The organism is Bradyrhizobium betae, from assembly GCF_050632175.1.
In the GTDB taxonomy this organism is placed as follows: Bacteria; Pseudomonadota; Alphaproteobacteria; order Rhizobiales; family Xanthobacteraceae; genus Bradyrhizobium; species Bradyrhizobium betae_B.
In genome coordinates, this window is record NZ_CP192576.1 from 6,208,873 (window position 1) to 6,221,809 (window position 12,937).

At 64.6% G+C, this 12,937-nt stretch carries 9 protein-coding genes; 3 read left to right on the forward strand and 6 right to left on the reverse strand.

Annotated features, from left to right (window positions below):
- Nucleotides 1-10: 10 nt before the first annotated feature.
- Nucleotides 11-727, reverse strand: a complete 717-nt coding sequence (locus ACQ86E_RS29855; RefSeq protein ID WP_431203019.1) for a peroxiredoxin — start codon at nt 725-727, stop codon at nt 11-13.
- Nucleotides 728-922: 195 nt separating this feature from the next.
- On the opposite strand from ACQ86E_RS29855, the gene ACQ86E_RS29860 reads away from it, so the two are divergent.
- Nucleotides 923-4,732 (forward strand): DUF3971 domain-containing protein, encoded by a 3,810-nt coding sequence (locus tag ACQ86E_RS29860; RefSeq protein WP_431203020.1) that lies wholly within the window; start codon nt 923-925, stop codon nt 4,730-4,732.
- Between the two features lie 115 nt (nt 4,733-4,847).
- Here the strand turns inward: ACQ86E_RS29860 and ACQ86E_RS29865 are convergent, their stop codons facing one another.
- From ACQ86E_RS29865 to tyrS, 4 genes are all read right to left on the reverse strand, one after another.
- A complete protein-coding gene (locus tag ACQ86E_RS29865; protein ID WP_431203021.1) occupies nt 4,848-6,542 on the reverse strand; it encodes a methyl-accepting chemotaxis protein in 1,695 nt (564 codons plus the stop codon).
- Between the two features lie 395 nt (nt 6,543-6,937).
- Nucleotides 6,938-7,342: a DoxX family protein gene (locus ACQ86E_RS29870; RefSeq protein ID WP_431203022.1), complete on the reverse strand. Its 405-nt coding sequence runs from the start codon at nt 7,340-7,342 to the stop codon at nt 6,938-6,940.
- Nucleotides 7,343-7,563: 221 nt separating this feature from the next.
- Entirely contained in the window at nt 7,564-8,823 is a 1,260-nt protein-coding gene (locus ACQ86E_RS29875; RefSeq protein ID WP_431203023.1) for an MFS transporter, read from the reverse strand.
- A gap of 56 nt (nt 8,824-8,879) precedes the next feature.
- Nucleotides 8,880-10,133: a tyrosine--tRNA ligase gene (gene tyrS, locus ACQ86E_RS29880; RefSeq protein ID WP_431203024.1), complete on the reverse strand. Its 1,254-nt coding sequence runs from the start codon at nt 10,131-10,133 to the stop codon at nt 8,880-8,882.
- Nucleotides 10,134-10,299: 166 nt separating this feature from the next.
- Here tyrS and ACQ86E_RS29885 point away from each other — a divergent pair, with 166 nt between their 5' ends.
- Nucleotides 10,300-11,403: an anhydro-N-acetylmuramic acid kinase gene (locus ACQ86E_RS29885; RefSeq protein ID WP_431203025.1), complete on the forward strand. Its 1,104-nt coding sequence runs from the start codon at nt 10,300-10,302 to the stop codon at nt 11,401-11,403.
- A 99-nt stretch (nt 11,404-11,502) separates the two neighbouring features.
- Nucleotides 11,503-12,180 carry a glutathione S-transferase family protein gene (locus tag ACQ86E_RS29890; RefSeq protein ID WP_431203026.1) on the forward strand — a complete coding sequence of 226 codons (678 nt, stop codon included), beginning with the start codon at nt 11,503-11,505 and terminating at the stop codon, nt 12,178-12,180.
- A 106-nt stretch (nt 12,181-12,286) separates the two neighbouring features.
- On the opposite strand, the gene ACQ86E_RS29895 is transcribed toward ACQ86E_RS29890, so the two are convergent.
- A complete protein-coding gene (locus tag ACQ86E_RS29895; RefSeq protein ID WP_431203027.1) occupies nt 12,287-12,934 on the reverse strand; it encodes an alpha/beta hydrolase in 648 nt (215 codons plus the stop codon).
- Between the last annotated feature and the right edge of the window lie 3 nt (nt 12,935-12,937).

The following is a 12,937-nucleotide window of genomic DNA, read 5'->3' on the forward strand; positions in this document are numbered from 1 at the left end:
AACGGACTGGTTAAAGACTTCTTGCCGCCTCCAGCACCTGATCGGCATGGCCGTCGACCCGGACATTGCGCCAGACCTTGGCCACCTTGCCGTCGGCCCCGATCAGCAGCGTGGTCCGAAGAATCCCGAGGAAGCTCTTGCCGTACATGGATTTTTCGCCCCAGGCGCCATACGCCTCCAGCATCTCGTGCTTCTCATCCGAAATGAGAGGAATCGCGAGCTTGTGCTTGTCGCGGAACTTCTCCTGGGCCTTTAACGGATCGGCCGAGATGCCGAGCACGGCGGTACCGGCCGCGGCGAAGGCGTCGGCCAGCCGGGTAAAGTCGATTGCCTCCCTGGTGCAGCCGGGCGTGTCGGCGCGGGGATAGAAGAACAGGACGAGCTTGCGGCCGGCATAGTCGGCCAGGGTGACCATGTCGCCGCCGTCGCGGGGCAGGCGAAAGCCGGGGGCCTTCTGGCCCTCGGTCAGGGAGGACTTTGCCAAGGCGGACTTAGCCGTATCTTTCGCCGTCACGGGCGCGGCCGCCGATTTGGAGGAATTTAACTGTTTCGATGCGGCCCCATGTGACCCTGATTTTGCTATGCTCCCAGTTGATTTGCTCGCCGGTGTCCGCTGTGTTTTCGCTGACTTTGTTTGAGTCGTTCCCCGCGCTGTCGGGGCCTTCTTTTTAGCTGTCGGACTGCCGGAGGGCGTTTTGGACGATTTCTTTCGGGATTTCTTGGACATACGCCTTCCTTTCGTCGCTTTCGGCGGGTCAACCAAAGCGGTATTGCAGCTCTCGTCCGGTATTCCGGAATCGCGCCCTCGGCTGGGCGAGTCTGATGGCGCCGGAGTATGGTTACAAGGAATTCCACGCACCACCCCACTGCTCGTTGAACGCGCTCCCGGGGCGAAATGACGAACAGCAGGAATATTCGAGGTATGGCGGCATCGCCGGGGCGGGGAGCTTCGATCCCTGTCGACGGCTGCGGTCCCGGCGGCGCTCAATCCCACGATGGGCGCCTGTATCGAGAGGCAATGGCAAGGAATACGTCGCCCCAGGATTACAATCGGGATCTCGATCGGCATGGCGGGCAGCCGGAGCCGCAGGAATGGGACGACGCCGACTGGGATCCGGATCAGGAAGCGGCGGCGCGCAGGCGGGCGCGGCGGCTGTTGTCGCGTTCCAATTCAGGCTTTCATCGTGTTGGTGACGGATTCGGCTCGTTGCGTCGCTGGCTCGGCGGAGGTCGCTGGCTGAAGCGGATGGCCGTCGTGGTCGGGGCCCTGGCCGTCATCTTCGTCGGCTGTTTCGGCGCGCTGTGGTGGCGGCTTGGCGCGGGGCCGATCAATCTCGACATCGCGACGCCATGGCTCGCTGCCGCCATCGAGGACAATATTGGCCACGGCAACACGGTCGAGGTCGGCGGCACCCAGATCGAGCGAGTCGGCCGGGTTCGCATCGCGGTGCGCATCCGCGACATCATCGTGCGCGACCGCGACCACGCCATCGTTGCCAGTGCGCCGAAGGCGGAGGTGAAGCTGTCGGGCGTGGGTCTGCTGATGGGGCACCTGCGCGCCGAAAGCCTCAATCTCGTCGACGCCGAGCTCGCGATCCGGATCGCGCCTGACGGCACCGTCACCGTGTCGGCCGGCGACACCGCAAAACCGCTCGCAACCGGCGTGGCGTCCAAGAAGGATGCGGGCCTGCCGCCGACATTCCCGCGCAACGGTGTCCCGCCGCCGCCTTTCGCGACGGCACCTGCGGGCCAGGACCCATCTCAGGCCGCTCCTCAGGCCACGGCCCAGAGCGGAATTCTCCAGGGCCTCGACTGGCTCGACAGTCTGAGCATGACCGGCCTCGACGGACAGAACCTCAACGAGATCGGTCTGAAGAACGGCAATCTGATCGTCGACGATCAGCAGCGCGGCAGCAAATGGTCGTTTGAGAACATCACGCTCAGCCTGCGCCGGCCGACCCGTGGCGGTGTCACGCTCAGCTTCGGCGAGGAGGGCGCACGTCCCTGGTCGCTGCGCGCCACGATCGGTCCCGCCGAGAACGGGGTGCGCTCGGTCGACATCCGCGCCGACAAGGTCTCCACCGCCAACATCCTGCTGGCGCTGCGGGTGAAGGACCTCACCTATACGGCGGACCTGCCGATGACGGGAGAGCTCAAGGGCGAGCTCGGCCGCGACGGCGTGCCGACCTTCTTTCGCGGCAAGGTCGCGATCGGCGCGGGTAACATCATCGACACCGATACACCCGACTATCCGATGGCGATCGACTCCGCCGAGATCAACGTCGAGTGGGACGCCAATCGGCGGGTGCTGGTTGCGCCGTTCAAGATCCTGTCGGGTGCGAACCGTCTGACCCTTCTGGCCCACCTCGAACCGCCCAACGGCACCGTCAACGATTGGCAGCTCGGTTTCAGCGGTGGCTCGATCCTGCTTGGCGGCATCGACAACGAACCGCCGCTGGTCTTCAACCGCATTGCGATCGGATTCCGCTTCGACACCGACCACAAGCGCATGCTGCTGACGCAGGCCGATATCAGCAACGGCGAGATCGGCGTCGCCGGCACGGGGGCGATCGACTATTCGGGTGAACCGCGGCTGACGCTGGGCTTCGCGGGAACGCCGATGTCGGCCTCCGCGCTCAAGCGGATGTGGCCGACGCTCGTCGTTCCCGAATTGCGTGAGTGGGTGATCGAGCGGATCGAGCGCGGCACGCTTCAGCGCATCGAGATCGGCGTCAATTCACCGACCAAGAACCTGCCGCGCAAGGGCCCGCCGATTCCCGACGATGGTTTGTCGGTCAACATCGTCGCGAGCGGCGTCGCGGTCCGTCCCGTCGACGGCATGCCTGTCGTGCACGATGCCGATTTGAAGGCGCGCGTGACCGGGCGCACCGCGACCGTGAATATCGCCCAGGGCATCGCCGATACGCCGGCGGGCCGCAAGGTCACGATCTCGGACTTCGTGTTCGAGGTGCCGGACATGGCGCCGAAACCGTCGCCATCGCGGACCAGGTTCCGGGTCGACGGCCCTGTACCCGCGGCGGCCGAAATGCTTGCCAATGACCGGCTGAGCGACCTGTCGTCGACCGTCGTCGACCCCAACACCAGCAAGGGCACGTTCACGGCGAACATCCAGCTCGCCATGCCGGTCAAAGGCGAGCTGACCAAGGCCGACACGACCTATTCCGTCACCGCCGATCTCAACGGCTTCTCGGCCGACAAGCTGGTGATGAACCAGAAGCTGGAAGCCAACAATCTCAAGATCGCCGCGAACAACCAGGGCTATCAGGTCAAGGGCGACGTCAAGATCAACGGCCAGGCGGCCTCGCTCGATTACCGCAAGCCGACCGAGGGCGATGCGGACGTCAAATTGCAGACCACGCTGGACGACGCCAGCCGCGCGCGCCTGGGTTTCGATCTCAGTCCTGCCGTCAGCGGATCGGTACCGATCAAGCTGTCGGGCAAGATCGCCGGCGGCCCGGACCAGACGACGAAGCTCGGCATCGAGGCCGACCTGACTTCGGTCAAGCTCGACAACATCCTGCCAGGCTGGGTCAAGCTGCCGGGCAAATCGGGCAAGGCCACGTTCAAGGTGGTGCCGACCGCGCAATCGACGCGTCTGGAGGACATCGTCATCGAAGGCGGCGGCGCCTCGATCAAGGGCTCGCTCGAGGTCGATCCGAACGGCGATCTCATGAATGCGAATTTCCCGATTTACTCGCCGTCCGATGGCGACAAGACGTCGCTGAAGGTTGAGCGCGGCCAGGACGGGGTGGTGCGCGGCACGATGCGCGGCGACGTGTTCGACGGCCGCGGCTTCCTGAAGTCGGCGATCTCGGGCAATTCCAAGGACGATGCCAAGAGCAAGATGAAGAACGTCGATTTCGACATCGACGTGAAGCTCGGTGCCGTCGCGGGATTCAACGGCGAGGCGATGCGCAGTGTCGACGCCAAGATGTCGAGACGCAGCGGCGCCATCAAGGCTTTCACGCTGAGCGGCAAGATCGGCCGCGACACGCCGGTGGCAGCCGATCTGCGCGGCGGCCGCGCCCAGGGCAACCGCGAGGTGATCTACCTCCAGACCAACGATGCCGGCGCGCTGCTGCGCTTCACCGACACCTACACCAAGGCGGTCGGCGGCCAGATGGTGGTGGCGATGGAGCCGCCGACATCCGAGCCGAACACGTCCCGCGAGGGCCTCATCAACGTGCGCGACTTCACGGTGAAGGGCGAGGCGCAGCTCGAGCGCGTCGCCGCCGGTGCGCCCAACGGGACCGGCAGCGGCGTCTCCTTCAGCGCGCTGCGCGCCGAGTTCACCCGGCAGAACGGAGCGCTGACCGTTCGCGACGGCGTGGTCAAGGGGCCGATGATCGGCGCCACCATCGAGGGCTCGATCGACTATCCCGGCAACCAGGTCTGCATGAGCGGCACCTTCGTGCCAATGTATGGCGTCAACAACATCTTCGGCCAGATTCCGTTGTTCGGTATCTTCCTCGGCGGCGGCAACAATGAGGGACTGATCGGCGTGACCTACGAGGTCGTTGGTACGCCGTCTGCGCCCGTCATGCGCGTCAACCCGATCTCGGCGATGGCGCCCGGCCTGTTCCGCAAGATCTTCGAGTTCAACACCGGCAAGCAGAACTCGCCGTTCGAGGAATTTCCGTCGCAGTCGAGCGGCGGCTCGACCGGATCGACCAGCAAGCTATCGAGCGGCTGCAGCCTGGCGAGGCGATAGAGGCGGGGCTGAAGAGGCGGTCTGCCCGGGCTTGTCCCGGGCATCCACGAGCGCGAGAACGTAAATGGCCGGGACAAGCCCGGCCATGACGACGTGGAAAGTTCGGTGCTCGCCGTTACGCCGCGCGTACGCCCGCGAGGAAGGTGCCGACTTCGCCGGAGAGCTGCTCGGCCTGCTTGGAGAGGTTCGAGGCGGCGGCAAGCACCATGCCGGCTGCGTTGCCGGTCTCGTTCGCCGCCGTGCTGACGCCGCCGATATTGGTGGTGACCTCCTTGGTCGCATCCGCGGTCTGCGAGACGCTGCGGGCGATTTCGGCGGTGGCGGCACCTTGCTCCTCGATGGCCGCGCCGATCGAGGTGGCGATGCGACTGACCTCCTCGATGGTGGCGGTGATGCCGCCGATCGCGTCCACGGCTTCCTTGGTCGCGCCCTGGATCTGGGCGATCTTGTCGCCGATCTCACGGGTGGCTTCCGCGGTCTGGCTCGCGAGCGACTTCACTTCGGAGGCGACGACGGCAAAGCCGCGTCCGGCTTCACCAGCGCGGGCAGCCTCGATGGTGGCATTGAGCGCGAGCAGATTGGTCTGAGCCGCGATGCTGGAGATCAGCTCGGCGACGTGCTCGATCTGCTGGGCGCCGTCCGACAGCGCACGCACGATGGTGTCAGTGCGGCGCGCACTGTCCACGGCGCGGCCGGTGACTTCGGCGGATTGCGCGACCTGGCGGCTGATCTCGGTGATGGAGGAGGACAGTTCTTCAGCGGCCGCGGCGACAGTCTGGACGCGCTGGCTGGCTTCAGTGGCGGCCGAACCGACCACGGCGGCGCGGCGATTGGTGCCTTCAGCCGTGGACGACATCGACTTGGCGGTGGTCTCCAGCTCCCCGGAGCCGGAGGCCATCAGGCCGACGAGCTGGCCGACGGAAGCGTCGAAGCGGTCGGCAAGCGAGATCAGCGCGTCGCGCTTCTCCTGCTCGGTGCGGGTCTTGGTGGCGACCTGCTCGGCTTCGAGCATACGGGCTGTCAGGGCGGTCTGGCGCAGCACTTCGAGCGTCTCGGCCATGCGGCCGATCTCGTCACCGCGATCGGTCTCCTCGACCGGCTTGTCGATGGCGCCTTCGGCGATCTCCTGCATGCGGGTCTTCTGGCGATCGAGCGCGCTCAGCACATCGCGGGCGATGAGCCAGGACAGAGTGGCCATCAGCAACATCAAGCCGAGGCCGACAGCGGCGAGTTCGAGCGTGAGCGCGCGCACGTCGGCGTCGATGTCGTCGACATAGAGGCCGTAGCTGATCGTCGCGTTCCAGGGCGCGAACTTGCGCGCGAACACGGTCTTGCGGACGGCCTCGGTCTGACCTGGGCGGGGATAAAGGTAGGACGTCACGCCGCCCTGCGCGGACAGCTCGCCGGCCTTGATGATCGCGTCGGCGATGAGGACGCCGTTGGAGTCGGTCGCGCCGGTGATCTTGCCTTCGAGCTTCTGGTTGGCGCCGTTCACGAGGATGGATGTGTCGGTGTTGTAGACGACCGGGTAACCTTGGCCGGCGTTGAAGCTCATCTGGCGACCGCGAATATGGAACAGGGCCTTGGCCTCGGCCTGCGTCATCTTGCCGGCGGTGACGTCGTCCTGAACCGACTGGGCCAGGCTGTAGAGCATATCGACCGCGGTCTTCATCTGCTGGACCCGGTCCTCCATCATGCGGCTCTTGCTGAGGAAGCCCGAGACCGCGATGATGGCCGTTACGGTAAGAGCCGCAAGGCAGACCATGCTGGCAAGCTTGGTGCGGATCTTCAGGTGGCTCAGCAACTTCATCGCAGCCTCTACGAAATGGTTGTTATTGCTCGCATCGGTAGCATGAACTTCTTACCAATCATGAACGTAGCCATGCGGCGGCCTGCCGCGCGCGTGACCGTTCGCAGCCGTGTGCGCAATTGTGCAGACGAATCGACATCCATCGGCACACGCCGGCACGGATGCTGGCGACGACCGATCTCAGACTTTGGTGGTCAGCGGGACTGGCAGGAGCGGCAATGAGCCGATTCGCCCACCGCCTCGTCATGTCCGTGCTGCTCGCAGCGGCCCTCGTCCTGATCTGGAACGTGCTGGGCTCGCGCTAGATGACACCGGCAAGGCTGCCGATGCCATCCGTTACTTGTGCGTTAATTGCGCTCGCGTGAGCATCGCGCAATGCGTTGCTGGTCGACCCGCTAGTCCTTGCCCATCGCCGCATCGGCGCTGACTGAACCGCCGCCGGCTGCCGAGAGGTAGAGGCAGGCGAAGCAGAACAGGATCGCCGCGGTGCCGCCATTGAGCAGCGGCAGGAACACCGGCGTTTCGCCCTTGAGCATGTGGCCCATGAAGTAGGCGAAAGCCATTTCACCCGAGAGGATGAAGGCTGCAAGGCGAGTGAACAGGCCGATCATCAGGAGCGCGCCAAGCACGAGCTCGAGCGTGCCGGCCGCGTAGATCAGCGGGGGGATGTTCGCGAAGTAGGGGAGCACCGGAAACTTGAACAGCTTGGCGACGCCGTACTGAAACAGCAGCAGGCCGGTGATGAAGCGAAACAGGCTCAAGAGAACCGGTTGAAAGCGAACGAGATAGGGAAAGTTCATTGGTTTGTGCCCTCCATCCAATGGTTGCGACTTGGACCGCATTCAGTTCCACCCCGCAAGTCGCCCAAGCTCAATTCGCGCTGACATTTTTGTCATGTCGGACAAAACACCGCAGGCTGCGTTTTCAGCCGGGCGTGGTCCGCATTTTTTGCGCCTGTTTGGAGCGCGTCTGTCCGTAATTGTCCGGTGACGCGAATGCGCGCAGGTTACTTCCGGGAGACCTAGCGCCGCAAGGCCGGCACTATGAGGAACGGGATCATTCCGAGCACCACGCTCGCAAGTGCGAAGGCGAGCAGCGCGTTGTAGCCATGCGTCGCGTCATGGATCAGTCCGCCGCTCCATGAGCCGAATGCCGAGCCGAGGCCACTGCCGATCGAGATGGTGCCGAAGATGGTGCCGACGCGCTTGCCTCGAAAGATATTCATCGCGGTTGCCGTGATCAGCGGCCCGCGCGAGCCCATCATGCTGCCGAAGCAGACGACGAATCCGGTGAGCAGGATGACATCAGGATAATACTGCAACAGCCAGAGCAGGACGATGCCGATGATCGAGATCGCGTAGCTGAGCAGGACGGACGGCCGGCGCCCGATCAGCCCGTCGAGCGCGGAGACCCCGAGCATGCCGAACACCAAGACGACACCGGAAAAGCCCCAGGCGGTTGCGGCCTGGAGCGGCGGGAAGCCGGCATCGATCAGATAGGCGACGATTTGCGCGGCGATCGCATACATGCCGACGGCGGTGAAGAAGAAGGTCGAGAACAGCGCCCAGAAGGCGTGGTGACGCATGGCGCTCACCAGCGTCCAGCCGTGGTCGACGAAATCGGGATCGGTCTTCTTGGCGACATGCGGCGAGCCGGATGCAAACAGCCGCCACGGCAACAGCAGCAGCGGCACCAGCAGGCCGAGCGCGGCGAAGCCGAACAACTGGTAGGTCTCGCGCCAGCCGAGATGATCGATCAGGAGCTGCGAGGCCGGCAGCAGCGCGAGCACGCCGCCGCCCATCGCCGAGTACACCACCGCCATCGCGGTCGGCAGCTTTCGGCCGAACCAGCGGCCGAGCAGGATCGAGTTCGGCACATTGCCGATGAAGGCAACGCCGACGCCGAGGCACAATCCGATCGAGAGCTGGAACTGCCAGAGCGATTGCGCGTGTGCCGCGATCAGAAAGGCCGAACCGAGCAGGAACAGGCCGAGCGCGTAGACGATGCGTGGTCCGGAATGATCGAACAGGCGTCCGACCAGCGGCGCGGTCAGTCCGCTGATGAGCCAGGTCAGCGAGTAGATCGAGACGACCTGCGCACGGTCCCAGCCGAAGCTTTCCGAGATCGGCTTCAGGAAGACGGTGAAGCTTTCACTGAGGCCCCGGCCGAGCACAGCCAGTGTGAAGCACAGCGCGAGCACGATGAGCGCAGTGCGCACCGCGCCCTGCTGCATCGCAGCTCCGTTGTCCCTGGTCGTTCCCCTGCGCGTTTTCTGGTCCATTGCCCATCAGGGAGCGCGCTTCGGCGCGCCCTGACAAGCATCAAAAGCTCATGCGCCTATGCAGGCTTGATGAGGACATGCTTCTTCTTGCCGAAGGACAGCTTGATCACGCCTTCCGGCGTCAGGCTGGCCATCGAAAGCGCCATTTTTTCGTCGGTGACGGGCTCGTCGTTGACGCGCAGGCCGCCGCCCTTGATCTGGCGCCGCGCCTCGCCGTTGGAGGCGACGAGGCCGGCCTTGACGAAGGCGTTGAGCACGCCGAGGCCGGCGTCGAGTTCGCCCCGCGGAATTTCCACCGTCGGCAGGCTCTCGGCGAGCGCACCTTCCTCGAAGGTGCGTCGCGCGGTTTCGGCTGACTCGTTGGCGGCATCGCGGCCGTGCAGCAGCGCGGTCGCTTCGGTCGCGAGCACCTTCTTGGCCTCGTTGATCTCCGAGCCGCCGAGCGCCTCGAGCTTCTTGATCTCGCTCATCGGCAGCGTCGTGAACAGCTTCAGGAACCTGCCGACATCGGCATCCTCGGTGTTGCGCCAATACTGCCAGAAGTCATACGGCGAGAACTGGTCGGCGTTGAGCCACACCGCGCCCTGTGCGGTCTTGCCCATCTTGGCGCCGGATGCCGTGGTCAGCAGCGGCGTCGTGAGTGCGAACAATTGGTGGGTGCCCATGCGGCGGCCGAGATCGACGCCCATGATGATGTTGCCCCACTGGTCCGAGCCGCCCATCTGCAAATGGCAGCCGGTGCGCTTGGCGAGTTCGACGAAATCGTAGGCCTGGCAGACCATGTAGTTGAACTCGATGAAGCTCATCTCCTGCTCGCGCTCGAGGCGCAGCCGCACGGAGTCCATGGTCAGCATGCGGTTGACCGAGAAGTGCCGGCCGACGTCGCGCAGCATCTCGATCCAGTTCAGCTTGGTCAGCCATTCGGCATTGTCGAGCATGATGGCGTCGCTCTTGCCGTCGCCGTAATTCAGCACTTTGGCGAACACGCCGCGGATCGATTCCTTGTTGGCCTCGATCTCGGCAACGGTGCGCATCGCGCGCGTCTCGTCCTTGCCGGAGGGATCGCCGACCATGGCGGTGCCGCCGCCCATCAGCGTGATCGGCTTGTTGCCGGATTGCTGCAGCCAGTGCAGCATCATCATGGTCAGGTAGTTGCCGATGTGCAGCGAGCGGGCGGTGCAATCGTAGCCGACATAGGCGATCGCCTCGCCCTTGGCGGCGAGGGCGTCCAGCCCTTCGAAATCGGAGCATTGGTGGATGAATCCACGCTCTTGCAGGATATTGAGGAAATCCGATTTAAATGCGGTCATCTGTCGGCGTGCCTGACAATTCTTGGTTTACTGTTTCGGGCGCAATTTAAGCGTCTTTCCGTGGGAACTCGCTTACCGCCCGCCACTTGGCGCTGAGGCATTATAAGATGCGTCCCTCTGGCACAAGATCGGCCTGCTGGCAGGGGCCTCTTGAGGACGCTGATCCATGATGTTGACGGCACTCGGTCTGATGAGCGGCACCTCGCTGGACGGGGTCGACGTCGCGCTGATCGAAACCGACGGAAAGCAGGTGAAAGCGTTCGGACCATCCGGCTACCGGCCGTATAGTCCGGCGGAGCGCAACCTGCTGCGCCAGGCATTGTCCGAGGCCGTGCACCTGCCGCAACGCGATGCCCGGCCGGGCATTCTGGCCGAGGCGGAGCGCGCGGTGACGCAGGCACATGCCGAGGCGGTCTCGGCGTTCGTCGCCCAGAACCGGATGAGGCCGGAGGACATCGACATCGTGGGCTTCCACGGCCAGACCGTGCTGCACCGTCCCGAGCGGCGGCTGACGGTGCAGATCGGTGACGCCGCCACACTGGCGAGAGCGATCCATATCCCCGTGATGCACGATTTCCGCGCCGCCGACGTCGAGGCCGGCGGGCAGGGCGCGCCGTTCGTGCCGGTCTACCACCGTGCACTCGCCAACTCGCTGGCGCGCGAGGGACCGATCGTGGTGGTCAATATCGGTGGCGTCTCCAACATCACCTATATCGACGGCAACGACACGCTGATCGCCTGCGACACCGGGCCCGGCAATGCGCTGCTCGACGATTTCATGTACCGCACCATGAACCAGGCATTCGACGCGGAGGGCAAGTTCGCAGCTCAGGGCAAGGCCGACGAGGCCTGGATCGCGCGTGCGCTGGAGCTGCCGTTTTTCGCGAGCCCGCCGCCGAAATCGCTCGACCGCAACGACTTTGCCGCCTTGAAGCTCGGCGATGTGCCGCCGGCCGACGGTGCCGCGACGCTGACCGCCTTCACTGCAGCCGCGATCGCGCGCGTCATTCCGCTGCTGCCGCGGCGGCCGCGAAGCTGGATCGTCTGCGGCGGCGGCGCCCGCAACCTCACGATGCTGCGGATGCTGCGGGAGCGGGTCGGTTCAGCCACGGTCGAGGCCGCCGAGACGCTCGGCTGGGCCTCCGACGCGATCGAGGCCCAGGCCTTCGGCTTCCTCGCGGCCCGCGGCCTGAAAGGCCTGCCGCTGTCCTATCCGGCTACCACCGGCGTGCCGATGCCGATGACGGGCGGGGTGATCGCACGGCCATGAGCCATCACGGCTGATTAATGCAAGTGCATTGATCTTGACGTGTTCATGCAATTGCATCTATCTTGAGTGCAGTTGCATCGAACCGCCGGGATCATTGCCATGACCGCTTCTCTCAAGCTTATCAGCCACAAACTCTGCCCCTATGTGCAGCGCGGTGTGATCGCGCTGAAGGAGAAGGGCGTTCCGTTCGAGCGGATCGACATCGATCTCGCCAGCAAGCCCGATTGGTTCCTGAAGCTCTCACCGCTCGGCAAGGTGCCGGTGCTGGTGGTGACGACGGACAAGGGCGAGGTCGCGCTGTTCGAGAGCAACGTGATCTGCGAATACATCGAGGAGACGCAAGCAGGCGCGAAGCTGCATCCGGCCGATGCGTTGAAGCGTGCCGAGCACCGCGCCTGGATGGAGTTCGGCTCGGCGACCCTCGGCGATCTCTGGGGCTTGGAGACCACGACCGATCCCGCGACGTTCGAGAGCAAGCGTCAGGCGCTGGCGGCGAAGTTCGCGCGTGTCGAAGCTGCGCTCGGCGCGGGGCCTTATTTCGCAGGCGAAGCGTTCAGCCTGGTCGACGCGGTGTTCGCGCCAATCTTCCGTTATTTCGATCTGTTCGACGAGCTGACCGAGCACGGTATCTTCAGGGATGTGCCGAAGGTGCGGGCGTGGCGTGCCGAGCTTGCGAAGCGCCCGAGCGTCCGTACTGCGGTCGGCGCAGACTATCAGCAATTGCTGCGCGCGTTTCTCATGCGCCACGACGCGCATCTGCTCAAGCTCGCGGCTTGAGCCGCGCCTTGGTCTCGTAGCCCGGATGGAGCGAAGCGCAATCCGGGGTGTTGCCACAAGCGAGAGGGTCCCGGATTTCGCTTCGCTCCATCCGGGCTACAGGACTTTACCGCACGTTCGCCAGACGCATGTCGAGATACGCCGTGATGGTTTCCATCAGCGGCTCGAGCTTGGCGTCGAAGAAGTGGTTGGCGCCGGGGATGATCTGCTGGTCGATCACGATGCCCTTCTGCGTCTTCAGCTTCTCGACCAGCGTGTTGACGTCCTTGGGCGGCACCACCGCATCCTTCTCGCCATGCACGATCAGGCCCGAGGACGGGCAGGGCGCGAGGAACGAGAAGTCGTAGAGGTTGGCCGGTGGCGCGATCGAAATAAAACCTTCGACCTCGGGGCGGCGCATCAGGAGTTGCATGCCGATCCAGGCGCCGAAGGAGAAGCCGGCGACCCAGCAGGCGCGCGCTTCGGGATTGATGGTCTGCGCCCAGTCGAGCGCGGCCGCCGCATCCGACAATTCGCCGGTACCGTGGTCGAACGAGTCCTGGCTGCGGCCGACGCCGCGGAAGTTGAAGCGCAGCACCGAGAAACCGCGATGCGCGAACGCGTAATAGCACTGGTAGATGATCTGATGGTTCATCGTGCCATGAAACTGCGGATGCGGATGCAGGACCATCGCGATCGGCGCGTTCTTCTGCTTGGCCGGGTGATAGCGGCCTTCGAGACGGCCGGCTGGGCCAGTGAAAATAACTTCAGGCATGGA

Coding starts and splice junctions, on each gene's coding strand:
- ACQ86E_RS29855 (WP_431203019.1), bottom strand. CDS start 727: ATGTCCAAGAAATCCCGAAAGAAATCGTCCAAAACGCCCTCCGGCAGT.
- ACQ86E_RS29860 (WP_431203020.1), top strand. CDS start 923: ATGGCGGCATCGCCGGGGCGGGGAGCTTCGATCCCTGTCGACGGCTGC.
- ACQ86E_RS29865 (WP_431203021.1), bottom strand. CDS start 6,542: ATGAAGTTGCTGAGCCACCTGAAGATCCGCACCAAGCTTGCCAGCATG.
- ACQ86E_RS29870 (WP_431203022.1), bottom strand. CDS start 7,342: ATGAACTTTCCCTATCTCGTTCGCTTTCAACCGGTTCTCTTGAGCCTG.
- ACQ86E_RS29875 (WP_431203023.1), bottom strand. CDS start 8,823: ATGGACCAGAAAACGCGCAGGGGAACGACCAGGGACAACGGAGCTGCG.
- tyrS (WP_431203024.1), bottom strand. CDS start 10,133: ATGACCGCATTTAAATCGGATTTCCTCAATATCCTGCAAGAGCGTGGA.
- ACQ86E_RS29885 (WP_431203025.1), top strand. CDS start 10,300: ATGATGTTGACGGCACTCGGTCTGATGAGCGGCACCTCGCTGGACGGG.
- ACQ86E_RS29890 (WP_431203026.1), top strand. CDS start 11,503: ATGACCGCTTCTCTCAAGCTTATCAGCCACAAACTCTGCCCCTATGTG.
- ACQ86E_RS29895 (WP_431203027.1), bottom strand. CDS start 12,934: ATGCCTGAAGTTATTTTCACTGGCCCAGCCGGCCGTCTCGAAGGCCGC.